The 25401-nt window shown below is 62.9% G+C and carries 23 protein-coding genes and 1 pseudogene; 2 read left to right on the plus strand and 22 right to left on the minus strand.

What is annotated here, in order from left to right; genetic code table 11:
* Nucleotides 1–23: 23 nt before the first annotated feature.
* The 4 genes from AC2ETI_RS04710 to AC2ETI_RS04725 all read right to left on the minus strand — a co-directional run bounded on the left by AC2ETI_RS04710 (nt 24) and on the right by AC2ETI_RS04725 (nt 3587).
* Complete coding sequence (locus tag AC2ETI_RS04710; protein ID WP_003940928.1) at nt 24–1142, minus strand: ferredoxin reductase; 1119 nt, start codon at nt 1140–1142, stop codon at nt 24–26.
* Between the two features lie 92 nt (nt 1143–1234).
* Nucleotides 1235–1735, minus strand: coding sequence for a DUF6912 family protein (locus AC2ETI_RS04715; RefSeq protein ID WP_029255041.1), 501 nt, complete (start codon nt 1733–1735; stop codon nt 1235–1237).
* A gap of 23 nt (nt 1736–1758) precedes the next feature.
* Nucleotides 1759–3168 carry a WS/DGAT/MGAT family O-acyltransferase gene (locus tag AC2ETI_RS04720; RefSeq protein ID WP_020969222.1) on the minus strand — a complete coding sequence of 470 codons (1410 nt, stop codon included), beginning with the start codon at nt 3166–3168 and terminating at the stop codon, nt 1759–1761.
* Nucleotides 3162–3587 (minus strand): HAD-IA family hydrolase, encoded by a 426-nt coding sequence (locus AC2ETI_RS04725; RefSeq protein ID WP_020969221.1) that lies wholly within the window; start codon nt 3585–3587, stop codon nt 3162–3164. Before AC2ETI_RS04725 ends, AC2ETI_RS04720 begins: the two co-directional genes overlap by 7 nt.
* A gap of 55 nt (nt 3588–3642) precedes the next feature.
* Between AC2ETI_RS04725 and AC2ETI_RS04730 the strand changes: the two genes are divergently transcribed.
* Nucleotides 3643–4236, plus strand: coding sequence for an Rv3235 family protein (locus AC2ETI_RS04730; protein WP_020723642.1), 594 nt, complete (start codon nt 3643–3645; stop codon nt 4234–4236).
* A 52-nt stretch (nt 4237–4288) separates the two neighbouring features.
* On the opposite strand, the gene secA is transcribed toward AC2ETI_RS04730, so the two are convergent.
* The 18 genes and pseudogenes from secA to AC2ETI_RS04820 all read right to left on the minus strand — a co-directional run bounded on the left by secA (nt 4289) and on the right by AC2ETI_RS04820 (nt 24811).
* Nucleotides 4289–7132, minus strand: a complete 2844-nt coding sequence (gene secA / locus AC2ETI_RS04735; protein ID WP_046378336.1) for a preprotein translocase subunit SecA — start codon at nt 7130–7132, stop codon at nt 4289–4291.
* A 130-nt stretch (nt 7133–7262) separates the two neighbouring features.
* On the minus strand, nt 7263–7943 hold the full coding sequence (gene hpf, locus AC2ETI_RS04740; RefSeq protein ID WP_003940893.1) for a ribosome hibernation-promoting factor, HPF/YfiA family: 681 nt from the start codon (nt 7941–7943) through the stop codon (nt 7263–7265).
* Nucleotides 7944–8118: 175 nt separating this feature from the next.
* Nucleotides 8119–8817, minus strand: coding sequence for a ComF family protein (locus AC2ETI_RS04745; protein ID WP_483633612.1), 699 nt, complete (start codon nt 8815–8817; stop codon nt 8119–8121).
* 48 nt (nt 8818–8865) lie between these two features.
* Nucleotides 8866–10644, minus strand: a complete 1779-nt coding sequence (gene lpqB, locus AC2ETI_RS04750; RefSeq protein ID WP_020907106.1) for an MtrAB system accessory lipoprotein LpqB — start codon at nt 10642–10644, stop codon at nt 8866–8868.
* Entirely contained in the window at nt 10641–12380 is a 1740-nt protein-coding gene (gene mtrB, locus AC2ETI_RS04755) for an MtrAB system histidine kinase MtrB (RefSeq protein WP_019747781.1), read from the minus strand. The genes lpqB and mtrB overlap by 4 nt, the downstream gene beginning before the upstream one ends.
* Nucleotides 12377–13077: pseudogene (mtrA, locus tag AC2ETI_RS04760) on the minus strand (MtrAB system response regulator MtrA). The gene mtrB and the pseudogene mtrA overlap by 4 nt, the downstream one beginning before the upstream one ends.
* 116 nt (nt 13078–13193) lie before the next feature.
* Nucleotides 13194–13835 (minus strand): dTMP kinase, encoded by a 642-nt coding sequence (locus AC2ETI_RS04765; RefSeq protein WP_483633613.1) that lies wholly within the window; start codon nt 13833–13835, stop codon nt 13194–13196.
* Between the two features lie 80 nt (nt 13836–13915).
* Nucleotides 13916–15394: an adenosylhomocysteinase gene (gene ahcY / locus AC2ETI_RS04770; protein WP_021332564.1), complete on the minus strand. Its 1479-nt coding sequence runs from the start codon at nt 15392–15394 to the stop codon at nt 13916–13918.
* A gap of 60 nt (nt 15395–15454) precedes the next feature.
* Nucleotides 15455–16096 (minus strand): TetR/AcrR family transcriptional regulator, encoded by a 642-nt coding sequence (locus tag AC2ETI_RS04775; protein WP_483633614.1) that lies wholly within the window; start codon nt 16094–16096, stop codon nt 15455–15457.
* A 48-nt stretch (nt 16097–16144) separates the two neighbouring features.
* Nucleotides 16145–16327, minus strand: coding sequence for a rubredoxin (locus tag AC2ETI_RS04780; protein WP_003940894.1), 183 nt, complete (start codon nt 16325–16327; stop codon nt 16145–16147).
* Entirely contained in the window at nt 16324–16509 is a 186-nt protein-coding gene (locus AC2ETI_RS04785) for a rubredoxin (protein ID WP_003940827.1), read from the minus strand. Before AC2ETI_RS04785 ends, AC2ETI_RS04780 begins: the two co-directional genes overlap by 4 nt.
* Nucleotides 16509–17735: an alkane 1-monooxygenase gene (locus AC2ETI_RS04790; RefSeq protein WP_020907102.1), complete on the minus strand. Its 1227-nt coding sequence runs from the start codon at nt 17733–17735 to the stop codon at nt 16509–16511. The genes AC2ETI_RS04785 and AC2ETI_RS04790 overlap by 1 nt, the downstream gene beginning before the upstream one ends.
* A gap of 111 nt (nt 17736–17846) precedes the next feature.
* The gene (locus AC2ETI_RS04795) at nt 17847–19343 is read right to left on the minus strand and encodes an amino acid permease (protein WP_019747776.1); all 1497 of its coding nucleotides are present in this window, start codon (nt 19341–19343) and stop codon (nt 17847–17849) included.
* A gap of 86 nt (nt 19344–19429) precedes the next feature.
* Nucleotides 19430–20389 carry a cation diffusion facilitator family transporter gene (locus AC2ETI_RS04800; RefSeq protein ID WP_021343715.1) on the minus strand — a complete coding sequence of 320 codons (960 nt, stop codon included), beginning with the start codon at nt 20387–20389 and terminating at the stop codon, nt 19430–19432.
* A gap of 28 nt (nt 20390–20417) precedes the next feature.
* Nucleotides 20418–21665: a mannose-6-phosphate isomerase, class I gene (manA, locus tag AC2ETI_RS04805; RefSeq protein WP_378667201.1), complete on the minus strand. Its 1248-nt coding sequence runs from the start codon at nt 21663–21665 to the stop codon at nt 20418–20420.
* A complete protein-coding gene (locus AC2ETI_RS04810) occupies nt 21666–22760 on the minus strand; it encodes a hypothetical protein (protein WP_021332559.1) in 1095 nt (364 codons plus the stop codon).
* Nucleotides 22761–22923: 163 nt separating this feature from the next.
* A complete protein-coding gene (locus AC2ETI_RS04815) occupies nt 22924–24297 on the minus strand; it encodes a phosphomannomutase/phosphoglucomutase (protein WP_019747772.1) in 1374 nt (457 codons plus the stop codon).
* 127 nt (nt 24298–24424) lie between these two features.
* Nucleotides 24425–24811 (minus strand): DUF3499 domain-containing protein, encoded by a 387-nt coding sequence (locus tag AC2ETI_RS04820; protein ID WP_020969213.1) that lies wholly within the window; start codon nt 24809–24811, stop codon nt 24425–24427.
* A gap of 80 nt (nt 24812–24891) precedes the next feature.
* Here AC2ETI_RS04820 and AC2ETI_RS04825 point away from each other — a divergent pair, with 80 nt between their 5' ends.
* On the plus strand, nt 24892–25380 hold the full coding sequence (locus AC2ETI_RS04825) for a metallopeptidase family protein (protein ID WP_003940797.1): 489 nt from the start codon (nt 24892–24894) through the stop codon (nt 25378–25380).
* Nucleotides 25381–25401: the final 21 nt, after the last annotated feature.

Genomic DNA, 25401 nt, shown 5'->3' on the forward strand with positions numbered 1-25401 from the left:
GTGGTCCTCCGTGTGCCTAGAAGCTATGCGTCCAGCGTACAGTCGCCGGCGGCAGCGGAGATGCACGTCTGAATCCGCTCGCCCTCCGCGTGCTGTTTTCCCGAGCGTAGGTCGATTGCGTGGCCGGCGACGAGAGGCACGACACACGTCTGGCAGATGCCCATGCGGCAACCGAAGGGCATCAAGGCGCCGGATTGCTCGCCGGCTTCCAGAAGCGTCGTCGCGCCGTCGACGGTGATCGTCTTACCCGACTTCTCGAACGTGACCGTGCCGCCGTCCGCCGAGGCGTCGATGCGTGAAACCGCGAATCGCTCCATGTGGAGTCGATCCTCGATGCCTTCCGCCTTCCAGACGTCTTCGAGCTCGTCGAGCAACGGAAGGGGTCCGCACGCCCAGGTGTGGCGCTCACGCCAGTCGGGGCAGACCGTGTCGAGAGAACTGAGTTTGAATTTTCCGTCGCGGCGCGTGAGCTGAACGTGACTCACGAAGTCCTCGTGCTCGGCGTGCAGTGCCGTGAGTTCGTCGGCGAACATCACGTCGGATTCCGTCGGAGCCGAGTGGATGTGCATGACGTCGGGCAATTGACCGCGCCGGTTCATCGTCCGCAACATGCCCATGACCGGAGTGATGCCACTGCCGGCGGTGATGAACAGGATCTTCTCCGGCGGCGGATCCGGCAACGCGAAGTTACCCGAAGGCGTGGCCAGTCGAACGATGGTTCCCGACGGCACGGCCCCGCTGACGAGGTGGCTCGAGAGAAAGCCCTCGGGCATGGCCTTGACCGCGATGGAAATGCGCTTGTTCTCCCAGTTGGGAGGCGAAGTAAGTGAGTACGACCGCCAATGCCAGCGTCCGTCGATATGCAGACCGATGCCGATGTACTGCCCCGGCTGGTAATTGAAGTCGAATCCCCACCCCGGCTTGATGACGATGGTCGCCGAATCCGTGGTCTCAGGCCGGACTTCGACGATCTGACCACGCAGCTCGCGGGCAGACCACAACGGATTTGCGAGGTGCAGATAGTCGTCGGGAAGCAATGGTGTGGTCAGCCGAGCCGCCGCACCACGAAGCAGATTGAGCTTCGACCGCGCTGCCGGAACTACCGACGCTGCCGGTGCCTCGATCCAGTCCTTCAGACCCATCAGACCTCCACCTCTCACCTTCCGAACCCACTGCCTACGGTACCGTAGGTTATCAGGTTACGGTACCGTAGGTTACTTGACGGTAAGCACATTCACAGCAGGTCGAGCAAGAACGGCAACTCCTGCGCGGCGTACCACGCCAACTCGTGGTCCTCCGCATCGCCGAGCGTGAACTCGGCATCGGCGTCACCCAGATCTGCCGCGTCGACTATGCCAGCAGCGCGCTCGATGTCCGATTCTGCCTGTTCGAGGTCGACATGCACAGATGCAACCTGAGCCATCGTCAGAGGACCCGCCAATCGAACTACAGAATCGTCGAGATCGGGCCGCAACTTCACATCGGCATCGTCGACGTCGGCGGCAACGACAGCACGCCGGAAGGTGACGTCACCCTCGGTTCCGGCGATAAGCCGCAGCGACGCACGCGCAGCCTCACCCATGGCGACCTCGGCCAACTCGTCGTCATCGCCCGCCGCGTACGACTCACGCAGAGTCGGGGTGACCGCAAAAGCCGTCCGGCTCATCGGGTCGAACTCCTGATCTGCGACCAACTTCTGCAAAATCTCGACCGTCGCCGGTACGTACACCCTCATGAGACCACCTTCATGCTCGTTCATCACCGACTCGCATCCGTCAATTCCTCGAGTGACTCGAAGATCAGCGAACGAACGACGTCGACGTCCGACATCGCGTCACGGTCGGCATTCAAACCGTAGTAGACATTTCCGTCGTACGACGTCAGGGCGATGCTGAGTGTCTGATTCTTGAGCAGTGGCGACACCGGATACATCTCCAGCATCCGAGCCCCACCGAGGTAGAGCGGGAACTGTGGCCCTGGCGCATTGGTGATCATCAAGTTGAACATTCGCTGCGACAGACTACTGGCCGCACGGGAGCTCATCGCATGCAGCGTCGCCGGCGCAAACCCGGACATTCGCACCATCGTCTGCGCGGTGACCCGCCGACCCTGACGCGCGAATGCCTCCGTCGCATGCGCCACGTGAGAGAGCCGAACAACCGCGTTGGGTTCACCGACAGGCAGGTCGATGAGGAACGAGGAAACATGGCCCGGCGCCTGCGGATCGTCGACGTCGGGACTCTCGGGGCCGTCCGTGTACACCGACATGGGCACCATCGCCCGCACGATGGTCGCCTCGGTCACCGGCTCACCACGCGAGAGCAGCCAGTTCCGCATCGCACCTGCGATGACGGTGAGAATCACGTCATTGATCTCGCACCCGTACCGCGCGCGAATACGTCGATAGTCCTCGAGAGACGTCTTGGCCACCGCAAGGCGTCGATTGCGCGAGATGGTGGCGTTGAGCGGGCTCGACGGGGCCACCTGGGTCGCCGTTCGAACCACTTCTGCGAGTTTCCCGAGTGCACTCACAGCCTCGGTGACGGATGTGGTCACGTCGTTGAACGCTGCACGCGCCCGTGCGATCCCCTCCCCCGGGCTCGTCACGAGATCTGCCATTGCACTGACCAACAGGCTGGTATCGCTCGGCGGCCTGGCGGGCATCCACAATTCTTCGGGGCCTGGCGCTCGATTCTTCTCCGGATCGAAGATCACCTGACTGATCTCTGGAGCCGCCTCGCCGTCCACCAACGACGAATGAGACTTCGTGAAGATGGCAAATCTGTTTCTGCTCAGCCCCTCGACCAGGTACATCTCCCACAACGGCCTCGTGCTGTCGAGGGGTCTCGACGTCAGCCGCGCGATCAGATCCATCAGCTGTTCGTCGGAACCTGGTTTGGGCAGAGCCGATCGGCGTACGTGATAGGTGATGTCGAAATCCGAGTCGTCCACCCAGACGGGGCGGGCCAGGCCGAACGCCACCTCACGCACTCGCTGGCGGTAACGCGGAACCGATCCGAGCCGCTCTTCGACCAGACGAAGCAATTCCTCGTGATCGATCCCGTTTCGCAGTTGCCGGAAGATCCCCAACGAGCCGACATGCATCGGCGTCGTCCCGGCTTCGAGGAAGTAGAAAGCAGCATCCTGAGTCGTCAGTCTGTTCACCATGGCTTCGTGTCCCCTCCTTCGCCGAGATCGAACAGAATCGACAACTCCTCGATGGTCGATTCCGAGCCGACGTGGTGGACCCCGACCATCCCGACTGCCACCGCCGCCCGGACGTTGATTTCGAGATCATCCACGAAAACGAAGTCCTCCGGCTCGACGCCCAAACGACTCGCCGCCAACAGATAGATCTCGGCGTCGGGCTTCGCCATCTCGACATCACCGGACAAGATCACGTCGTCGACCAAGACCCCGTCTCCGAGATCCCGCAACCACTGAGCATTGGCACCGCCGGGATCGTTGCTGACGATTCCCGTCACGATTCCGCGGGCCTTCACCGCGCGCACGACCGCGCTCAAGCCGTCGAGATCCGATCCCGGACCGAACAGCACGCCACCGACATCCAACAGAAGTCCCCGCACGCCATCACCCTAAGTCGCGATGGTGATCACGGCGACATCTCGAGCGTTTCGTGTCATGCTTCTCACCATCGCTCGGGGGAGCGAAGTCCGAGACGACCATCTCGGACGCACGATCATCCGGGGGGATGTCATGGAGCAGGACTGCACAATCATTCTCGAGCCGGCACCACAATTCGAGCCTCACGCGCATACCGTCGCGCTTACGCGGCCGCAGTGCCGACCCGACCGAGCGCAGTGCCGAACCGACCGAATGCTGCGTCGCCCACGAAAGACACCACACAACGGGACGTCGTCCAGTGCCGGTTTCACTCACGTGCTGGAACCGCAGTTGGCGGGTGCCGACATCTTCTGGAACCGATCACTTCGCCTGGTTCTCGAAACCGTCGACCGGCGACGAAATCCGCGGCAACTCAAGGGCGTATTGACGCCGTCCGTCCTGGAAGTTGTTGCGCGACTTTATACTTCGGAATTTTCGGCCCGGAAGCTGGGCGGCGCGGCCGTTCACCGCACCCACGTTCAAGCAGTGTCGAAGAGTACCGCCGAAGTCTGTGCGACGTACACACGAGGCACGCAGACATTTGCCGTCGCGGGTCGGATCGACCATACAGACGGAACAGGCTGGACGGTCACCGCACTACACGTGGTGTGACCGTCCAGCCTGCTGAGTACTAACTGCGCTGGTAGCTCAGCTGTACTGAACCTCAGCGCTTGCGCTTGGACTTCGGAGCTCGATTGCTCTTCGACTGCGTCCGTGCTGCTTCACGACGTTCGCGGCGCGAGGCGGCCCCGTCACCGGAGTCGGCGGCCGAGTCCCGCGTTGCCTTCGCCTTACCGTCCTCGTCCGGGCCGGTGTACGTCAATCGCGACGGACCTTCGTCGTCAAGTCCCTTGGCGCGCAACGCCGTCGGGGCAGCAGTTCCGGTTGTCCTGGCTGCGGCTTCCTGCGTCGGGAGCGGCTTGGGCGCCGTGGCGGACGCCGCAGCGGCCGAGCCGGCCGTGACCGAGATTCCGCTCGCGGGCTGCGCCGGAGCTGCCTCGACCTGCAGGTTGAAGAGGAATCCGACGGACTCTTCCTTCAATCCGTCGAGCATGCCGATGAACATGTCGTAACCCTCGCGCTGGTACTCGACCAGCGGATCGCGCTGGGCCATCGCACGCAGACCGATTCCCTCCTTGAGGTAATCCATCTCGTAGAGATGCTCACGCCACTTGCGGTCCAGGACCGAGAGGAAGACACGACGCTCGAGTTCACGCATACCGTTTTCGCCGGCGATCGCATCGATCTCGGCTTCGCGCTTCTTGTACGCCGCGTGGGCGTCTTCGAGCAAAGCGGTTCGCAGGTCGTCACGGCTCAGGTCACTGTTGATGCCTGCGCCGTCCTCCCCTGCCAACGTCTTGTGATCGATGCCGACCGGGTAGAGCGTCTTGAGCGCGGTCCACAGCTGCTCGAGATCCCAGTCCTCGACGTATCCCTCGGCGGTGGCACCGTCGACGTAGGCGGTGACCACGTCAGTGATCATCTGCTCGACCTGGCCCTCCATGTCCTCACCCTCGAGGATCTGGCGGCGCTCCTTGTAGATGACCGTTCGCTGCTGGTTCATGACCTCGTCGTACTTGAGGACATTCTTGCGAATTTCGAAGTTCTGCTGCTCGACCTGAGTCTGAGCGCTCTTGATGGCCTTCGAGACCATCTTGGCTTCGATCGGGACGTCGTCGGGAAGGTTGAGGCGCGTCATGATCGACTCGAGTGCCGAACCGTTGAAGCGGCGCATGAGCTCGTCACCGAGCGAGAGGTAGAACCGCGATTCGCCGGGATCACCCTGACGTCCGGAACGACCGCGCAACTGGTTGTCGATACGACGCGATTCGTGACGCTCGGTGCCCAGAACGTACAGGCCGCCGGCGTCGCGGACCTTCTCCGCGTCTGCCTTGACCTCAGCCTTGACCTCGTCCAGGACTGCGTCCCAGGCTGCTTCGTACTCGTCCGGCGTCGTGACCGGATCGAGGCCCTTCTTGCGCAGCGCGATGTCCGCGATGATGTCCGGGTTACCACCGAGAACGACGTCGGTACCGCGGCCGGCCATGTTGGTCGCGACGGTGACCGCACCGGAGCGACCGGCCTCGGCGATGATGGTCGCTTCCTTTTCGTGGAACTTCGCATTGAGGACGTTGTGTGCAACGCCGCGCTTGGTGAACTGCTTGGACAGGTACTCCGAGCGCTCGACGCTGGTGGTACCGATCAGGACGGGCTGGCCGTTCTCGTGGCGCTCGACGACGTCGTCGACCACCGCGTCGAACTTGGCTTCCTCGGTCTTGTAGATGAGGTCGCCGTTGTCGACTCGGACCATCGGACGGTTGGTCGGGATCGGGATCACACCGAGGGTGTAGGTCTGGTGAAGCTCGGCAGCTTCCGTCTCGGCGGTACCCGTCATGCCGGACAACTTGTCGTACAGACGGAAGTAGTTCTGCAGGGTGATGGTGGCGAGAGTCTGATTCTCCGCCTTGATCTCCACCTTCTCCTTGGCCTCGATCGCCTGGTGCATGCCCTCGTTGTAGCGGCGGCCGACCAGCACGCGGCCGGTGAACTCGTCGACGATGATGACCTCACCGTCGCGGACGATGTAGTCCTTGTCCTTGGTGTAGAGCTCCTTGGCCTTGATCGCGTTGTTCAAGTAGCTCACCAGCGGAGAATTCGCGGCTTCGTACAGGTTGTCGATTCCGAGCTGGTCCTCGACCAGTTCGACGCCCGCCTCGTGCACACCGATGGTGCGCTTGCGGATGTCGACCTCGTAGTGGACGTCCTTCTTCAGCAGCGGCGCGATGCGAGCGAACTCGCTGTACCACTTGCTGGAGCCGTCGGCCGGGCCCGAGATGATGAGCGGGGTTCGGGCTTCGTCGATGAGGATCGAGTCGACCTCGTCCACGATGGCAAACGCGTGGCCACGCTGGACCAGGTCGTCCAGCGAATGCGTCATGTTGTCGCGCAGGTAGTCGAAGCCGAACTCGTTGTTGGTGCCGTACGTGATGTCGGCTGCGTAGGCGACGCGGCGCTCAGCCGGGGTCATGCCCGAGAGAATCACACTGGTCTCGAGGCCGAGGGCGCGGTGAACGCGACCCATCCACTCGGAGTCACGCTTGGCGAGGTAGTCGTTGGTCGTGACCACATGGACGCCGTCACCGGCGATCGCGTTGAGATAAGCCGGAAGAACCGACGTCAGAGTCTTGCCCTCACCGGTCTTCATCTCGGCGACGTTGCCGAAGTGCAGGGCCGCGCCACCCATGATCTGCACGTGGAAGTGCTTCTGGTTGATCACGCGCCACGACGTCTCACGGGCCACGGAGAATGCCTCGGGCAGCAACTCGTCGAGAGTTTCCCCGGCGGCATAGCGCTCACGGAACTCGGTGGTCTTGGCTTTGAGTTGCTCGTCTGTCAGGCCTTCGACATCGGGCGACAGAGATTCCACATGCTCGGCGATGTGCTTGAGCCGCTTGACCATGCGACCTTCACCAACACGGAGCAGCTTCGATAGCGACAGCGACGGCACAGTCTTCTTCGTCCTCAATCTTCGGCGACAGGGGTCACACACTGAAAATCCGGCCGGGGTCCGAAAACTCCGGCCGGATTCCATGGTAGGCGCTACCGGCGGCGAGCGAGCAAACCCACCACCGATTGGGTCATGTCAGGCGGATCAATCCGTAGTCGAAAGCGTGACGACGGTAGACGACGGACGGCTTGTCCGACTCCTTGTCATGGAAGAGAAAGAAGTCGTGTCCGACCAGTTCCATCTCGTACAGAGCGTCGTCGATGGTCATCGGCTCGGCCGGGTGATCCTTCGTGCGGACCACGCGTCCCGGGCCGTCGTACTCGTCCGGCTCTTGGCCGTTCAGCGAAATGTCCGGTGTGACTCCGAGTGAGTCTGCGTCGACGAGGGAGGCGGTTGCCTCCGCGACGGACACCGGTCGCTTGTCGCCGTAATGGACCTTCTTGCGGTCCTTGGTTCGACGGAGGCGACTCTCGAGCTTGTCGATCACCGATTCGAAGGCGGCGTAGAAGCTGTCTGCGGACGCTTCGGCTCGGGCCACCGGGCCTTTACCTCGAGCGGTGATCTCGACGCGCTGGCAACTCTTGGCCTGTCGTCGGTTGCGTTCATGTTGAAGTTCCACGTCGAAGTGGAATATGGAGGGGTCGAAGTGTTCGAGTCGCGCCAGCTTTTCCGAAACGTAGATTCGGAAGTGATCGGGGATCTCGACATTTCGTCCCTTGACTACGACGTCGGATCTCGGAGCTGCGGCATTCTCGGAACGCTCGATGGTGGCGTCCTCGATGAAAAACGAGGCTTGCGAAGGGGTCGTCACTCGTACCTCCCAATTACGGCCCCGCCCCACGGTGGGCGGCGGCAAATTCTGCAAGTACCGAGAGGGGATCCGCCCGGCACCAGTATCGAAGTACCACCTCCTACCAGTATTTTCGGGTGTGCCGCCGACGCTAGTACGTAACGCGCGCGAGTGCCACTGTTCCAACGAAATTCATCTAAGCCCCTGCAAGAACAAGCACGAGAGTTGTCCGAATCCCACTGAGCGCGAGAGCCCGAACCGACTCTGCCGCAGTCGCTCCCGTGGTCAGGACGTCGTCGAGCAGGACGATGTCGCCGTCCCCGACAATCGAAGAGACTGCAGTGGTGTCGAGAGACACATGACCGTTCACATTGGTCACCCGGTCGGCCGCGGACAGTCCGACCGAGTCACGTACTCCTCGCGTCATCCGGAGAATCGGACAGACACGTACCGGACGCCCCTCGACATAACCAACTTCCCGCTTTTCGCGCACACTCTCGGCTATCCGGCGAACCGGATCACCCCCGCGAGAACGCGCCGCTCGGGCGCGTGTGGGAGCCGGCACCAGCATGATCGGCGTACGACCCCCGCCGCCGACCTCGCCCCACCGTTCCAGAGTGCCCAATGCGCCGGCCACAGCGATCCCCAGAGGCGTCGCGAGGTCTCGACGACCCCGTTCCTTCATCTCGATCACACTGCGCCGCCTGGGGCCGTCGTAGCGGCCGAGTGCCCAGACCGGCACGCCCGGGTCTACGCGCGGACTCAATTGAACCGGATGGTCACGCAGCAGTTCCGCGCACTCACCGCACCACAGTGTCCCCGTGCGGCCACACCCACCACACTCGCGTGGCAACAGCAGATCGAGCAATCCGGCACCGAATTTCTTGTCCCCCATGGCCGAATCATGAATCAGAGCACCGACATGCACCAGAGCACGGAGACGTCAGCCAGGTAGAACCGGAATCGCCTTCTGTCCGGTCAGCACAGTCACTTCACGCCAGCGTCGATCCCCGGCGGGGTCGTTGTTGTTCAGTTGGAACACCGCACGCGCGTCGGCGACGTACTCGGTGGTCGGCGACGCATCCACGGAGGTGACGGGAGCGGTCAGGTTTCCACTCGGCAGCGCGTCCATTCGCGAACCGTCTATGGCGACCTGGACGACCGGTATGTCGGCTCCGCTGCGCGCGATCACGATGGTGTCGCTGTTGCTCCAGTCGAGTGAGAGCGCGGTACTGCCCAAGCCGGACGCCACCGCACGCGGACTCGTCAGGGCGTAGACCCCGCTGGGTGTGCGCACGACCACGGCCAGGTAGACCTTGCCGTCGATGATCATCGCGGCTCGCACGCCGTCGCGGGATAAACGTAATTCCGAGATCGTGGAACCGACCGACGTCAACGCCCCGACATCGACGTTGGTGACCGACACCCGACCAGTGCCTGGTTCGCGGACGACCCGAACGACGGTATTGCCGTTCACCGCCGCCCAGACCGCATTGTTGTCCAGCTCCCACGAAGGTCGGGTGATGGCGCTGCCTTCGAGCACCGGAGCGGAACCATCGCCGTATGTACCGAGCGACAAGTCGAACCGGGTGGCTGGATCCGGCCGAGCGGTGTCTGCGACGGCTGCGACCAACTTGCCGTCCCGCGAGAGAGCAGCCGCCGTGAGGTTGCCCGCATTGCCCGCGAAACCGGGCACCGGAGTCGCCTCCTGCTCGCTGACGCTCACCAGTGAACCGTTGCGCAGTGCGTGCAGTCCGACGGTCGCACTCGTGGTGGCCAGCGGGTTGGTCGACGCGACGTCGGCGGTGGTCCAGCCTTCCGCATGAGCAGCGTCCAGCGGTTCGCCGTCGATCTCCAGAACGTACGGTCCCGCGACATCGGCATTGGCGAGCGTCCAGATGACTTGCGCTGCAAACAAACCGCGCGTCGCAGCATCCATCGGGTTGTCCAGACGGAAGTTGATGCGCACACCGCCGAGACCGACTCCGACCTGTCCCGGCTTGCCGTCGGCCTTGGTGATCGGACCGATCACCGACACGCCATTGCCGAGTTCGTTTCGTACAGCCGGCGCCAGCGCTGCCTTCGGTCCGTCGATCATCAGGCCGATCAGCTGAGCGGCCACCTGGTCCTGTCCGCCGGAGATCCAGCGAAGATCGGGGACGACTGTCTGACTGGTCGGGTCGAGGAAGAACAACGACTTCCGCTGATATGCGCCGAGGAACTGCGGGCGCTCCATGATCACACCGGGTGGCAGATCGCTGATACGCCATTCGCCATCGGTCAACGTCAGCGTCATCTTCGCTTCGAAGCTGCCCTCTTCGGGGACGTACAGCCCGCCGGGGTCGAGGCGACCGACCTTGTTCACACGAATCGTGTACACCGCTTCGGAACTGGTTCGCGACGCCGACAGGGTGTCGATCTTGTCGACGATGACGGCACTGGCCGCGTCGTCCCAGCGCGCCGAGGCGTCTTTGGTGAGGTACTGACGGGCTGCAGCATGCCGGTTGGACGGATCGGTACTCGCCTTGACGAAGTCACGTACCAGCAAGTCCGGCTCTCGCCCCGATGCCGGTGATTCGACGGAGGTTCCGGGCACGGCTGTTGCCAGAGTTCCGATTGCCTGCGGCGAGGAGGATTCCGGCAGACTCGCGCACGCGCCGGTCAGCAACAGCACGCTGAGCGTTGTTGCGAGAAGTGCCAGACGGCGGCGTGTTCCGATCATGATCGATCCCCACCGTTGGACTCGTTCCGCGAGTCCGATTCGCGCGGAGTCGGCAGGGACGACGTGACCTCGCCGACGGTATCGGCGACGATGTCGGCTTCGCTCGGTGTGCGGACGAACTTTGTGGTCGTCGGCTTGAGAGGCAGTGGGCTCGACACGACTTTCTTGCCACGGGTGCGCGAGAGCGTCAGCCGGAAGCAGGCGCCGACTCCCGGTTCGCCCCAGGCCTCGAGCTTGCCGTCGTGCAGATTCGCGTCCTCGACGCTGATCGCGAGGCCGAGTCCGGTGCCGCCGCTGCGGCGCACGCGGGACGGGTCCGAGCGCCAGAACCGGTTGAAGACCAACTTCTCCTCGCCCGGACGCAACCCGACGCCACTGTCGCGGACGATGAAGGCGAGGGCATTGTCGTCGGCGCGAAGGCGAAGCAGAATCGGCTTCCCCTCACCGTGGTCGATGGCGTTGGCCAGGAGATTTCGCAGGATGCGTTCGACGCGGCGCGGATCGACATCTGCCATGACGGGCTCGTCGGGCATGTCCACGATCAGTTCGGTGCCGGATTCGCGGGCGAGATGGCGAACTGTAGAAACGGCCGCTCGCGCACACATACGCACGTCGAGTTGTTCGGATGCGAGTTCCGCGACACCGGCGTCGTGGCGGGAGATCTCGAGGAGGTCCGCCAGAAGCCCCTCGAACCTGTCCAGCTCGGCGACAAGCAGTTCCGACGACCGACGCAGCATCGGGTCGAGGTTCTCGCTGCCGTCGTAGATCAGGTCGGCGGCCATTCGGACCGTGGTCAGAGGTGTGCGGAGTTCATGGCTGACATCGGAGGTGAAGCGTTTCTGGAGACTGCCGAACTCCTCCAGCTGGGTGATCTGTTTGGACAGACTCTCGGCCATCTCGTTGAAGGACATGGCCAGGCGCGCCATGTCGTCCTCGCCGCGGACCGGCATTCGTTCCTTGAGTCGGCCGTCTGCGAAACGCACCGCGATTCGTGAGGCCGATCGGATGGGAAGCACGACCTGCCTGGCAACCAACAGCGAAATCGCAGCCAGGAGCACCAGCAACACGGCTCCACCGATCAGCAGGGTGCTTCGAACAAGCGACAGACTCCGGTCTTCGCTGGCGAGCGGGAAGATCAGGTACAGCTCGAGTCCCGATATCGACGACGCGGTGGGGCTACCGATGATCAGCGCTGGACCGGAGTAACCGTTCGGGTTGGACACCGTCGCGAATTGGTAGCTGATCTGGCCGCGTTTGACGAACTCGCGCAGGTTGTCGGGGATCTGATCGACCGGTCCCGAACTCGTCGGCTGGCGCGGCCCGTCCCCAGGCACGATGAGCACCGGGTCGAAGGTGCCGGCCGACCCGGAGGCCTGGCCCGAGGTCTGGTTGCGACGGCTTGTCAGTCCGGATGCAGCGCTTTCCAATTGAACGTTGAGCGCCGTCGAATCGTCGACGCCCGCGAGTTGGTCTTCGACGATGCCGCGGGCACGGTCCATTTCCTCGGTTGCCGCGGTGATCTTCGTTTCCAACAGTCGATCGGTGATCTGGCTGGTCAGCACGACACCGAGAATGACGATGACGATCAAGGACAACGTCAAAGTCGAGACGACCACTCGCAACTGGAGCGAGCGTCGCCACGTGTGTGCGAGGGTGTTGCTCATCGAGTGACACCACCGCAGAAATGGCGTCAGCCGTCGATTGAGACGACGACGCCACCTGGAAACTCCGCTCACGGCGGTCCGGCCTTGTAGCCGACCCCCCTGACCGTCAGAACCACTTCGGGATTCTCGGGATCAGTTTCGACCTTGGCGCGCAAACGCTGAACGTGCACGTTCACCAGACGGGTATCGGCGGCGTGGCGGTATCCCCACACCTGCTCGAGGAGGACTTCACGGGTGAACACCTGGCGCGGCTTGCGCGCCAATGCGACCAGCAGGTCGAATTCGAGTGGTGTGAGCGAGATCTGCTCGCTGCCGCGGCTGACCTTGTGCGCCGGAACGTCGATCACGATGTCGGCGATGCTCAGCAGCTCGGCCGGTTCTTCTTCGGTGCGGCGCAGGCGAGCGCGAACTCGCGCCACCAATTCCTTCGGCTTGAACGGCTTCATGATGTAGTCGTCCGCACCGGATTCGAGGCCGAGCACGACGTCGACGGTGTCGGTCTTGGCCGTCAACATCACGATGGGCACACCGGAATCCGCACGCAGAACCCGGCATACGTCGATCCCGTTCATTCCGGGAAGCATGAGATCGAGCAGGACGAGATCGGGGCGCGTCTCACGCACTGCCGCGAGCGCCAGGGTTCCGTCGCCTACCACGTAGGGATCGAAACCCTCACCACGTAGGGATCGAAACCCTCACCACGCAGCACGATCGTGAGCATCTCGGCGAGTGCCGTGTCGTCGTCGACAACCAGAATCCTTGGTTTCATATCCCTATCGTTGCATCTCGGAGCGATGAATCAGACCGTTACGAGGCCGTGCGGCGTGCCGCGTCTTTCCCTCTACTGTGCCGGAAAGTTCGAATCCCGGCTGCCAGGGTGACCGATCACGCGAAATCCGCGAGCCTGCGTGCCAGATTGGCCGGGTCCGTCTCCGGCCCCACGATCCACCAGGGTGAGGCCCAGTTCGTCGCTGCCAACTGCTTGTAGAGCTCACCGGTTCTGGCCTGCAGACCGCCGTCGCGCTCGTAGGCGTCGAGCTGACGCGACGCGTCCTGGGCCTCACGGGAGCGGGCGCGCTGCTCGGCCAGAGCTACCGGTACGTCGAGGTACAGCTGCAGATCGGGAGCGGGGAGAGCGAGACGACCCAACTCCAATTCACGGATCCAGGCGACCATCTCGCCGTCCACGCCCTGATGCACTCGCGCCGCGTTGTAGGCAGCGTTGGAGGCAACGTAGCGGTCGAGGAGAACAATGTCGTTGGTGGACAACAGTTCCGAGATCCGATCCGCAGCACCGGCGCGGTCCAAAGCGAACAGGACTGCCATCGCGTTCACGGATTCAGCCAGGTCTCCGTGTGATCCTTTGAGCGCCTCGGCAGCAAGATCCGCGTGGATCGACTTTCCGTACCGCGGAAAATCCAGAGTCGCGATCGACGTGCCGCCGCGGCGGAGTTCGGTCTCCACTTTGCCGATCAACGTTCGCTTTCCAGCTCCGTCGAGGCCTTCCAATGCCACCAGTGTTCCCACGGCGGACAAGCCTATCCCCCGGCCTGCTTGCGCAGACCGGGGGACGGCGGGCACAACTTTCTCAGCGACGAATCGCCGGGTCAGTAGCGGTAGTGCTCCGGCTTGTACGGGCCTTCGACGTCGACGCCGATGTACTCAGCCTGATCCTTCGTGAGCTTGGTCAGCGTGCCACCGAGTGCCTCGACGTGGATCTTGGCGACCTTCTCGTCGAGGTGCTTCGGGAGGCGGTAGACCTCGTTGTCGTACTCGTCCGGCTTCGTCCACAGTTCGATCTGTGCGATGACCTGGTTGGAGAAGCTGTTGCTCATCACGAACGACGGGTGGCCCGTCGCGTTGCCGAGGTTGAGCAGGCGGCCTTCGGACAGCACGATGATCGAGTGGCCGTCGGCGAAGGTGAACTCGTCGACCTGCGGCTTGATGTTGATCCGCGTGACGTCGCCGGACTTCTCGAGGCCTGCCATGTCGATCTCGTTGTCGAAGTGACCGATGTTGCCCAGGATGGCCTGGTGCTTCATGGCCTTCATGTGCTCGAACGTGATGATGTCCTTGTTACCGGTGGACGTGATCACGATGTCGGCCCAGCCGATGGCCTGCTCGACTGTCTTGACCTCGAAGCCGTCCATGAGCGCCTGAAGGGCGTTGATGGGGTCGACTTCGGTGACCGCGACGCGAGCGCCCTGGCCACGAAGTGCCTCGGCACAACCCTTGCCGACGTCTCCGTAACCACAGACCAGCGCAGCCTTGCCGCCGATCAGAACGTCGGTGCCGCGGTTGATGCCGTCGAGCAGCGAGTGGCGTGTGCCGTACTTGTTGTCGAACTTGCTCTTGGTGACCGAGTCGTTGACGTTGATCGCGGGGAACGTGAGTTCGCCGGCAGCGGCAACCTGGTACAGACGCAGAACGCCCGTGGTGGTCTCCTCGGTGACGCCCTGGACGGACTCGGCGATCGCAGTCCACTTGCCCTTGTCAGCGGCGAGCGACTGACGCAGAAGCGCAAGGAAGACCTTGTACTCGTCGGAATCCTGGTCGTCGTCCGTCGGCGGCACGACGCCGGCCTTCTCGAACTGTGCGCCCTTGAGCACCAGCATGGTGGCGTCGCCGCCATCGTCGAGAATCATGTTGGCGGGCTCGCCCGGCCAGGTCAGCATCTGCTCCGCTGCCCACCAGTACTCTTCGAGGGTTTCACCCTTCCAGGCGAAAACCGGAACGCCCTTGGGCTCTTCCGGGGTGCCGTGCGGACCGACGACGATGGCGGCGGCAGCATGATCCTGCGTGGAGAAGATGTTGCACGAAGCCCAGCGGACCTCGGCGCCGAGCGCCGTCAGCGTCTCGATCAGAACCGCGGTCTGAATGGTCATGTGCAGCGAGCCGGAAACGCGAGCGCCCTTGAGCGGCAACACCTCTGCGTATTCGCGACGAAGCGCCATGAGGCCGGGCATCTCGTGCTCTGCCAGACGGATTTCCTTGCGACCGAACTCCGCGAGCGAAAGATCTGCAACTTTGAAGTCGATGCCGTTACGGCTCTCGGCCACGGGCGTTGTTGAAACTGAGGTCGTCATCTGCCTCTCCTGGTTGACGTGCAAACTATGCACAAGCCTATCGGTGTACCAGGCTATCGGTTAGACGCCCTCTCCCGCCCGCCCCTCTACTGCGCGACCCTCTCGCGCCACGTCGATGAATGGCCCGAGCAATGTGCCCAGATCCTCCGCCACCGAAACCTCGGACTCCGGCGGCATCGAAATGTAGCTGAGCCCGAGACGCGCAATCGCCCTGGCCAGAATCCCGGCATCGGCGGGTGACGCCTGAATCCACCCTCGCTGGAAGCTCTCCGCAAGCCGCGACGACGCGCCTTCGATGATGACCGCGCTGTCAGTGGTGATCAGGCGAAGAAGGTCCGGCTTGGCCTCACCGGTGAGCAGAGAGATCACCAACGGGTCGGTTGCGCTGGAGGCGAAAAACGATCCGAAGCCCGCCGTCAGTGCCTCGACTGCACGTCCGTCGTTCGCCACCATGGCCTCGTCCACCGCATCGACGAATCCGTCGGCAAGGCGAAGCGCGTATGCCTCGGCAAGCCCTTGCCTCGAACCGAACTCGTTGTAGAGCGTCTGACGACTCACACCGGCATGCTTGGCCAGAACTGTCAGCGTCACCTCGGACCAGTCACGCTCGGTCAACAACTCACGCATCGAATCGAGCACCGACGTACGCAGCAGCAGGCGCGACGCTTCTTTCTGCGGCAGACGAGTTGGCGTCGAAGTCATGGTGACGACACTACCGCCGCACTCAGGTCCGTTCGACGCCGACGCAACTCACCGCCGCTCGACCTCCACCATGAAGAAGTCGCTCTTCGCCGCGCCGCAGTCCGGGCAACTCCAGTCTTCGGGAATGTCGTCCCAGCGAGTTCCCGGTTCGATACCGTCCTCCGGCCAGCCGACTGCCTCGTCGTACTCGAAGCCGCATTGCGCGCACTGATACAGCTTGTAGTCGTTCATGATTCACTCCCTGCCGTTGCCGGCATCGGCTCGAAGTCCAGCTTTTCCCTCACGCCGCAGTCCGGACAGCACCAGTCGTCCGGCACGGCATCCCACGGCGTGCCCGCCGGAAACCCTTCTCGTGGTGCACCCTTCGATTCGTCGTAGACGTATTCACACACCGGGCATCGATAGCTGCTCATCACGCTGCTCCGTACCGAGCAAGGATGCGATCACGCTTGGACGGCTGAACGTTGACGCGGGTGATGTCGCCGCCGTAGTGCGCAAGGACCTTGGGATCCATTACTTTTCGCCACAGCGGCGGAACGTAGGCGAGCATGATCATGCTCGCGTATCCACTGGGCAGGTTGGGTGCACCGTCCATGCTTCGAAGCGTCTGATAACGACGTGTCGGGTTCGCATGATGGTCACTGTGACGCTGGAGGTGATACAGGAAGATGTTGGTGCAGATGTGATCGCTGTTCCAACTGTGCTCCGGTGCGGCGCGCTCGTACCGCCCACTGTCCAGACGGCGACGCTTCAGTCCGTAATGTTCGAGGTAGTTGACGGTTTCGAGCAGGCAGAATCCGAAGACGGCCTGCAGCACCAGGAACGGCAGCACCGAGAGCCCGAAAACGGCGACGAGGACACCGAAGAGTACGACGGACATCAACCACGAATGCAGGACGTCGTTGCGAATTGTCCACGGCTTCTTACCCAGTCGATCGAGCCTGGCTTTCTCCAGGGACCACGACGAGCGCAGAGATCCCCACACACTGCGCGGCAGGAAGGTCCAGAAGCTCTCGCCGAAGCGAGAAGACGCCGGATCCTCGGGCGTGGCGACCCGCACGTGGTGTCCACGATTGTGCTCGATGTAGAAGTGGCCGTAAAACGACTGCGCCAGAGTGATCTTCGACAACCAGCGCTCGAGATCGTCCTTCTTGTGACCTAGTTCGTGTGCGGTGTTGATCCCGATTCCTGCGACGCAACCGATACTGATCGCCAGACCGATCTTGGAGATCAGCCCCAGTCCCCCGTCGATTCCGAGCCAGGACAGGTCGGTCGCCGACCAGAGATAGCAGGCCAGGACCAGGCTGGCCAACTGGAACGGTATGTAGATGTAGGTGCAGTACCGGTAGTACTTGTCGTTCTCGAGGCGCTCCATCACCTCGTCCGGCGGATTCTCGCCGTCCGGACCGAAGAAGATGTCGAGGATCGGGAGCAGGATGTAGACGAGCAACGGCCCGATCCACCACCACACCGGCGAGACCGCGTTCCACCCGAGACTGTTGAACAACGCGACCAATCCGACGGCAATGAAGACCGCCGTCGGCGGCACCAGGCCGAGCAGCCAAAGATATCTCTTCTTGTCACGCCACTGCTCGGGCGGGAGTGTCTGCCCGGACTGCGAGTTCACGTGCGTCGACACGGTCTACCTCCTCGATTCGGACCGACTCGACAACTGTGAGTCAGTTCACCCTGAGATAGACAGTACTACGCTATTTGTACAAGTGATAGACAAATCATAATCTTTGTACATTTACTCGATTTCGCCGCGTTCACGCTTCCCGATCAACGAATGCTGCCTGCTGTAGGCGAAGTAGATGACAACACCGAGGGCCATCCAGACCACGAACCTCATCCAGGTCTCCACCGACAGGTTGAACATCAACCAGAGACACGCGAGGACAGCCAGGATCGGGATCAGCGGGACCAGCGGCACCCTGAACCCGCGGGGTAGGTCCGGCCGCGTCCGACGAAGCACGAGAACCCCCAACGACACGAGAACAAACGCGAACAACGTGCCGATATTGACCATTTCCTCGAGGGTGCCGATCGGGAACACTCCGGCGAGCACCGCGACCACAACGCCGACCAAGATCGTGATCCGCACGGGAGTTCCGTGCTTGCCGGTCGGCGCCAGGCGTCGCGGCATCAGACCGTCGCGTGCCATCGCGAAGAGCACCCTGGTCTGCCCGAGCATCAGCACCATCACCACGGTCGTGAGACCGGCCAACGCGCCGAACGAGATGACGTTTTTCGCCCACGTGATGTCGTGGAAGGCGAATGCCGTTGCCAGGTTGGAAGTATCGCCCTCGAGTTCGGTGTACTTCACCATCCCGGTCAACACGAGTGTCACTGCCACGTACAGAACCGTGACGATCAAGAGCGAGCCCAGGATGCCGCGTGGCAACGCCTTCTGCGGCTCCTTCGCCTCCTCCGCAGTCGTGGCGACGACGTCGAAGCCGATGAACGCGAAGAACACCAGACTGGCTGCCGCGAGCAATCCGTACCACCCGAATGTGCTGCCACCGGCCCCGGTCACGTACGAGAACAACGACTGGTGGATGCCCTCTCCCGTCGAGCCCGGCTCCGACGGCGGAATGTACGGCGAGTAGTTGTCGGTGTCGATGTAGAACAGACCGACGATGATCACCAGCAACACCACCGCGACCTTGATCGCCGTGATCACCAGTGACACCCTCGAAGAGAGTTTTGTGCCGGTCGCGAGCAGGATCGTGATGACGGCGATCACCAGCACCGCACCCCAGTCGAACGAGATCGGCCCCAACTCGACGATCGGGCTGCGTGAACCCATCACTTCGCCGAGGTACAGCGACCAGCCTTTTGCCACCACCGAAGACGCCAAAGCGAATTCGAGGATGAGATCCCAGCCGATGATCCAGGCGACGAATTCACCGAACGTCGCGTACGAGAACGTGTACGCGCTACCGGCGACCGGGACCGTCGACGCGAACTCGGCGTAACACAGCGCTGCCAGTCCGCAGGCGATTGCCGCGATGACAAAAGCCAGGGAAACCGACGGCCCGGCGACGTTTCCCGCCGTCCGAGCCGTGAGTGTGAAGATGCCCGCACCGATGACCACTGCGACACCGAACACCGTGAGATCCCACGAGTTCAGCTCTTTCCGGAGTTTGGTTTCCGGCTCGTCGGTGTCCTTGATGGACTGCTCGATCGATTTGGTTCGAAACAGCTTCGACCGTCCAGATCCGGCCTGCTCGTCCTTGACAGCCATTGCCGCCTCCTTGCTGGGGACCAGCAGGTCCCACCATGGGCAAGTAGAGAGATGGCATCAGCCTAAGCCCGCAGGCGTGGCTTTGTTCAGGGTTTGTCGGGAGCCTGCAGATCTGTTTCAGGACGATCTCCTGCGCTGAGACGATCCAGGTCCGGCTCGAGGTAGATCACCCGCGCCGCAGGCACTGCCGCGCGCACGCGAGACTCGGCCTCGTCGATCGCCGTCGCCACATCCGAGATCGTCGATCCGATCGGCACCGCAACCTTGGCAGCAACAAGGATCTCCTCGGGACCGAGGTACTGCGTCTTGCAATGAATGACGCGTTCGATACGAGTTCCGTCGACCAGTGCGTTGAGGATCAGTTCGGTCTCCACCGCCGTTGCGCCCTCACCGATCAGCAGCGACTGCATTTCGATGATCAGAATGACCGCGATGATGCCGAGCAGGACACCGATGCACAGAGTTCCGATGCCGTCGAAGACCGGATTTCCGGTCACCATCGTGAGGCCGACGCCGCCGAGTGCAAGGACGAGACCGATCAATGCGCCGGTGTCCTCGAGCAGCACAACAGGGAGTTCCGGGCTACGAGAGGTTCGGATGAAGTTCCACCACGACGCATTTCCCTTGAGCGGTCGTGATTCCTTCGCTGCGGTCCGGAAGCTGTAGCCCTCCAGGCAGATCGCGATGAACAGGATCGCGATTGCCACGAAAGCCGAATTGAGTTCTTCGGGATGCTGAATCTTGTGAATACCTTCGTAGATCGCGAACAGCGAACCGAGGGTGAAGAGCACCAGTGCAACGACGAACGAATAGAAGTACCGGTTGCGCCCGTAACCGAACGGGTGCAGTTGATCTGCCTCACGTTCTGCCTTCTTCTGCCCCAAGAGCAGCAAACCCTGATTGGACGTGTCGGCCACCGAGTGCACCGATTCGGCGAGCATCGACGACGATCCGGTGATCAAGAATCCGGCGAACTTGGCTACGGCAATTCCGGCATTGGCTCCGAGGGCCGCCAGAATTGCCTTCTTGCCACCATGAGCCGACACAATGTCTCCTCGCTATCGACCGAGATTCCTATCGACCGACCACTGCACTGAAAACCTGCGCAGTCGGGGTTCGTGTGGTCAGGTGTACTACGGGCTCGTCGGCAGCAATCCACGCGGCTCGGCCCCGATCGAGGTCGAGAGTGTCGGCACCGCACGTCGCAGTGACCGCGCCGTCGGTGCAGATCAGGATCCGCGGGCCGCCGGCTTCGACAACGAGGTCGATGGAATTCGAGTCGAACTCCAGACGCGTCAAACGAAATTCAGGTGCGGGCGTGACGTACTCGTATCTACCTGACCCTGACTGACCTGATCCTGACTGACCTGATCCTGGCGAAGGGGCCGGATCGAGCACTTCGATATCGGCCCCGACGAAGTCCAGAACCCTCAACAGTTCGGGCACGTCGACGTGTTTGGGCGTCAGCCCGCCGCGCAGCACGTTGTCGGAGTTGGCCATGATCTCGACCGCGAGTCCATGGAGATACGCGTGGAGATTTCCCGCAGCGAGAAACAGTCCTTGGCCGGGCTCGAGTGTGACGCGGTTGAGCAGTAGTGCCGCCAGAACGCCGGCGTCGCCGGGGTACGCCTCGCTCAATTCCAGCGCGGTGCGGATCTCGGTCACGAATTCGGCGTCGTGGTGCGCGACGTAGGTGATGCACCCGGCAAGCACGGCAGGGAGCAACGTCCCGAGCACCGTGGACGGCAGCGTGATCCATGTCGTGAACAACGCCCGGAGTCCGTCGGAATCGGGTTGGCCTTCGAGCAGACCGATGTACGGCTCCAACTCGTCGACGGCCAGAGCGCGCAGCAGTTTGACAGTCCGCGTCGGCTCGCGGAATCCGGCAAGCGCTTCGAATCTGCTCAGCGCGACAACGAGTTCGGGCTTGTGGCTGCCGTCCTTGTAGTTGCGAATCGGCGATTCCATGGGAACGCCGAGTGCGTTCTCACGACGAAAACCCTCGTCGGCTTGAACGGCGCTGGGATGCGCCTGAAGCGACAGCGGCTCTTCCGCCGCAAGCAACTTGAGCAGGAATGGGAGTCGCTCACCGAATGCCTCGAGGTTCTCACGGCCGAGTTCTCGCTCGGGTTCGCGGTGCAGAACCTCGAGCAACGACTCGCTGCCGGACTCGGTGATCACGCGCGCCGGGTCACCCGGGTGCGCGCCCAACCACAACTCCGCTTCGGGATGATTCGACGGGGTCGCAAGACCGCGTAGTTCGGCAATTGCCGTTCGCGAGCCCCACGCGTAAGAACGAAGTGCACCTTCGAGTTCACGCACTTACTTCGCACCGCCCGTCAACTGCACGTACGCCGCGGCCATGTCTACTCGAGACGCCAACACGAATACCTGCTCCATCTCCGATATCACCACGTTGGTCTGGTCCTCGTCTGCCGCCACCACCAGATCGGCGTCGGCCAGTGCGTCCATCCGGCGTCTCGCCTCCCCGCGCGTGGATTCGGTCGCGAAGACGAACGCCCGCGCCGGCGGGGTCGGCAGTGCGCCGTCCAGTTGCGGATCGTGAAAGAACGGGTCGTGGAACACCGAATCACGCGAAGCTGCGTCCGGCGCGAACAGAGCTCGTGCCGAACGAATCACCTCCGACATCTCGGCGGCAGCGGCATTCAGGCCAGAACTCATCAGCGAAACGCTCGAGAACTCTGCGAGTGCTGTTGTCACGGAACCACTCCCACACAGAACGACCCGCCGGCCGCTCATTCTGGTGGCCAACGACTTGGCCGGGTTGTGGAATACCTCGTTGGCCGGCCCGTCCCGCAGCGCCTCCGCATCAACGGCGTCGGCGATTCGACCGAGCACCGCCGAACGGTCCTCGATCGATCCCTTGCCCTCGATTTCGGCGGCAACCGCGAGGAAGACGGCGAGGAACCGCGTCATCGTGTGCCTCGGCGAGGCGTAGAGCCGCGGCGGCAACGACATGGTGCGCCCGGCCGCCACAGCCCGCATGGGCCCCTCGTCCGGAACGGCGACAACAACTTCGGCGCCACGGCGAACTGCACTGTCGACGGATTCGACCAGGCGCGGATCACCGGCATCGTCACCGGCAACGACGATCACGTCCAACGGTCCGGCCCACGACGGCGTCCGGTCGAGTACGAGGAGCGGACAACCGACCGAATCTCCGACGAGAGCAAGCGCGATCCTGGCTCCGTGCCGAGCGCCACCGGCACCGGCAATCAGCACGACGCTGCGCGGGCGCAGACCGGCCAGCCGAGAGATCACACCCTCGCCGACGGCCGATGCGGTGGCCCGAATCTGTGCGCCCCCCATGGCCACAGACCGCAGTAACCCTTCCGAATCGGCAGCCGACAAACCCTCGCTGTCGTCGAGGTCGAGAAGCGGCATCGGCGCTGTCATCTCACCGCACCCCCTTCTCCGTTAGCAGTTCCCGCACCATCCAGCATTCCAGCTCTACGCGGTCCGTGGTGGCAAAGCCCTCGTTCCCGAGGCAGTCGGCCCCGAGATAGTCCCCCAACTATCCCAGGGCTTCGCCTCACCGACAAACCGATCAGACTCGGATTCAAGCCCGGACGATCGCCAGAATTTCGTTCACCAATGCGTCGACATCGGCGGACGTGGGTGCTTCGACGTTGAGTCGCAGCAAAGGCTCGGTGTTGGACGCGCGCAAGTTGAACCAGGCATTTCCCTCGAGACTGACTGTGACACCGTCGAGGCGATCCACCGACTCGGTGCGGTCCGCGAATGCTGCCAGCACAGCGGCCGTGCGATCGGCCGCGTCGGCCACCGTGGAGTTGATCTCACCCGAGGCCGCGTAGCGGGTGTACTCCGCCATCAACTCGGAGAGCGGACGATCCTGCTCGCCCAGTGCGGCGAGTACGTGCAACGCCGCGAGCATGCCGGAGTCGGCGCCCCAGAAATCGCGGAAGTAGTAGTGAGCTGAGTGCTCGCCGCCGAAGACGGCACCGGTCTCGGCCATCTCCTGCTTGATGAACGAGTGGCCGACTCGGGTACGGATCGCGACGCCGCCGAGTTCTTCGACCAGTTCGGGCACTGCCCGTGACGTGATCAGATTGTGGATGATCGACGCGCCCGGTTCCTTCGCGAGCTCGCGCTTGGCGACAAGTGCCGTCACCGCGGACGGAGAGACGGGGTCGCCCTTCTCGTCGACGACGAAGCAACGGTCCGCGTCACCGTCGAAAGCCAAGCCGATGTCTGCTCCGGTCTCACGCACGTATGCCTGCAGGTCGACGAGGTTGGCCGGATCGAGCGGATTGGCTTCGTGGTTGGGGAACGTGCCGTCGAGCTCGAAGTAGAGCGGGAGAACCTCGAGAGGCATCGGCCCGAATACTGCCGGCGCGGTATGGCCGCCCATGCCGTTTCCTGCATCGACTGCGACCTTCATCGGGCGCAACGCAGCCAGGTCGACCAATCCGCGGAGGTAGCTCGCGTATTCCTCGAGGACGTCCTTGGTGCTGGCGGTACCTGCCGGTCCGTCGTACGCGGGAACACCCGAGACGACCTCGGCGGAGATGACTGCCAGGCCGGTGTCCTGACCGACGGGCTTGGCGCCGGCCCGGCACATCTTGATGCCGTTGTACTTGGCCGGATTGTGGCTCGCCGTGAACATCGCGCCCGGGCAGTTCAGCAAACCGGATGCAAAGTAGAGCTCGTCGGTCGACGCCAATCCGATGTAGACGACGTCGAGTCCTTGAGCGAGCACGCCGTCACCGAAAGCAGAAGACAGTGTGGGCGACGATGCACGCATGTCGTAGCCGATCACAACCGTCGTGGCTGCGCCGGCCTCGTCACGGACCAGACGGGCGAACGACGCTCCCACGTCGCGGACAAAATCTTCGTCGATCTGCTCACCGACCACGCCGCGCACGTCGTACGCCTTGATGATTGCAGCAACCGACTCGGCTGTTCGCCCCACTGAAAACTCTCCTTGTGCATGCACCCTCACAGACGAGAACGTCCGGGCGCATGGCGTCCGGAGATTCGCAGTACTCGGGTGTGGAAGTACTCGGTCGAGCCTAGCGTCTGCGGCGACGAATCTCGCGTCAGTTGGATGGGTCGGGCAGTACGCGGAGGTGTCCACGACGCCCTGTACGGGCAGTACTCGGAGCCGCGGGACGTATGTCCTCATCTGCGTCGACGTTGGACTTGTTGCGATCTCCGAGACCGGCTTCACGTACAGCTTCGGCCAAAGCGGTCAGATCGTCTTCGTCGGGAGTGCTCGACGCGAATCCGCCTTCGTGGCGGACGAGTTCCCAGCCCTTGGGGGCGGTGATTCGAGAGCCGTGAGTGTCACACAAATCCCATGAATGGGGCTCGGCGACGGTTGCCAGCGGCCCGACAACCGCAGTGGAGTCCGAGTAGACATACGTAAGCGTCGCGACGGCGGGGTTCTTGCACCCGGGGCGGCAGCAGCGACGCAGAGATCTCACAGGTACGGAGCCTAGCCCTCCCCACGTCCGGAACCTACTCGGACACACCGAGCAGTTTCTTCTGTCGTAATCTGGGCGCCATGCCACAAGCCCGCCGCCGACGCTCGGTCACCACTCGTTCCATCGAGCGACACGGCCGTGGCCTGCGCGGACCACTACTTCCCCCGGAGGTGCCGGCCAGGCGTACCCGGGCCGAGAAGTTCGATCTCCTGGTGCTCGACGCCTTCTCGCCCGTCGACCTCGCGTGGCACGACCGGTTGACGAAACTCGACATCGCGGTGGACGAAGTTCCGAAGATTCACGCGCACGATCCGGAGTCGGTCACATGGCCGCCGGAGGTCATCGCAGACGGCCCGGTTCCACTGTCACGACTGATTCCGGCCGGAATCGACCGTCACGGAAATACGACTCGCGCAAGAATTGTGCTGTTTCGCCGCCCATTGGAGCAGCGCGCGAAGGATCCGGAAGAACTCACGGATCTGGTGCACGACGTGTTGGTCCATCAAGTCGGCACGTATCTGGGCGTCGACCCACAGGTCATCGACCCCACACTGCCCGACGAGGACTGACGCACCGTCAGACGAAAAAAC

Source organism: Rhodococcus sp. MurmanLake-1 (assembly GCF_056945715.1).

What these genes read in the sequence shown, in the direction of transcription:
- AC2ETI_RS04730 (WP_020723642.1), top strand. Translation starts at nt 3,643, where the DNA reads ATGCTTCTCACCATCGCTCGGGGGAGCGAAGTCCGAGACGACCATCTC.
- ahcY (WP_021332564.1), bottom strand. Translation starts at nt 15,394, where the DNA reads ATGACGACCTCAGTTTCAACAACGCCCGTGGCCGAGAGCCGTAACGGC.
- AC2ETI_RS04745 (WP_483633612.1), bottom strand. Translation starts at nt 8,817, where the DNA reads ATGGGGGACAAGAAATTCGGTGCCGGATTGCTCGATCTGCTGTTGCCA.
- AC2ETI_RS04720 (WP_020969222.1), bottom strand. Translation starts at nt 3,168, where the DNA reads ATGGTGAACAGACTGACGACTCAGGATGCTGCTTTCTACTTCCTCGAA.
- AC2ETI_RS04715 (WP_029255041.1), bottom strand. Translation starts at nt 1,735, where the DNA reads ATGAGGGTGTACGTACCGGCGACGGTCGAGATTTTGCAGAAGTTGGTC.
- AC2ETI_RS04775 (WP_483633614.1), bottom strand. Translation starts at nt 16,096, where the DNA reads ATGACTTCGACGCCAACTCGTCTGCCGCAGAAAGAAGCGTCGCGCCTG.
- lpqB (WP_020907106.1), bottom strand. Translation starts at nt 10,644, where the DNA reads ATGATCGGAACACGCCGCCGTCTGGCACTTCTCGCAACAACGCTCAGC.
- AC2ETI_RS04825 (WP_003940797.1), top strand. Translation starts at nt 24,892, where the DNA reads ATGCCACAAGCCCGCCGCCGACGCTCGGTCACCACTCGTTCCATCGAG.
- AC2ETI_RS04785 (WP_003940827.1), bottom strand. Translation starts at nt 16,509, where the DNA reads ATGAGCAGCTATCGATGCCCGGTGTGTGAATACGTCTACGACGAATCG.
- AC2ETI_RS04710 (WP_003940928.1), bottom strand. Translation starts at nt 1,142, where the DNA reads ATGGGTCTGAAGGACTGGATCGAGGCACCGGCAGCGTCGGTAGTTCCG.
- AC2ETI_RS04795 (WP_019747776.1), bottom strand. Translation starts at nt 19,343, where the DNA reads ATGGCTGTCAAGGACGAGCAGGCCGGATCTGGACGGTCGAAGCTGTTT.
- AC2ETI_RS04780 (WP_003940894.1), bottom strand. Translation starts at nt 16,327, where the DNA reads ATGAACGACTACAAGCTGTATCAGTGCGCGCAATGCGGCTTCGAGTAC.
- AC2ETI_RS04810 (WP_021332559.1), bottom strand. Translation starts at nt 22,760, where the DNA reads ATGACAGCGCCGATGCCGCTTCTCGACCTCGACGACAGCGAGGGTTTG.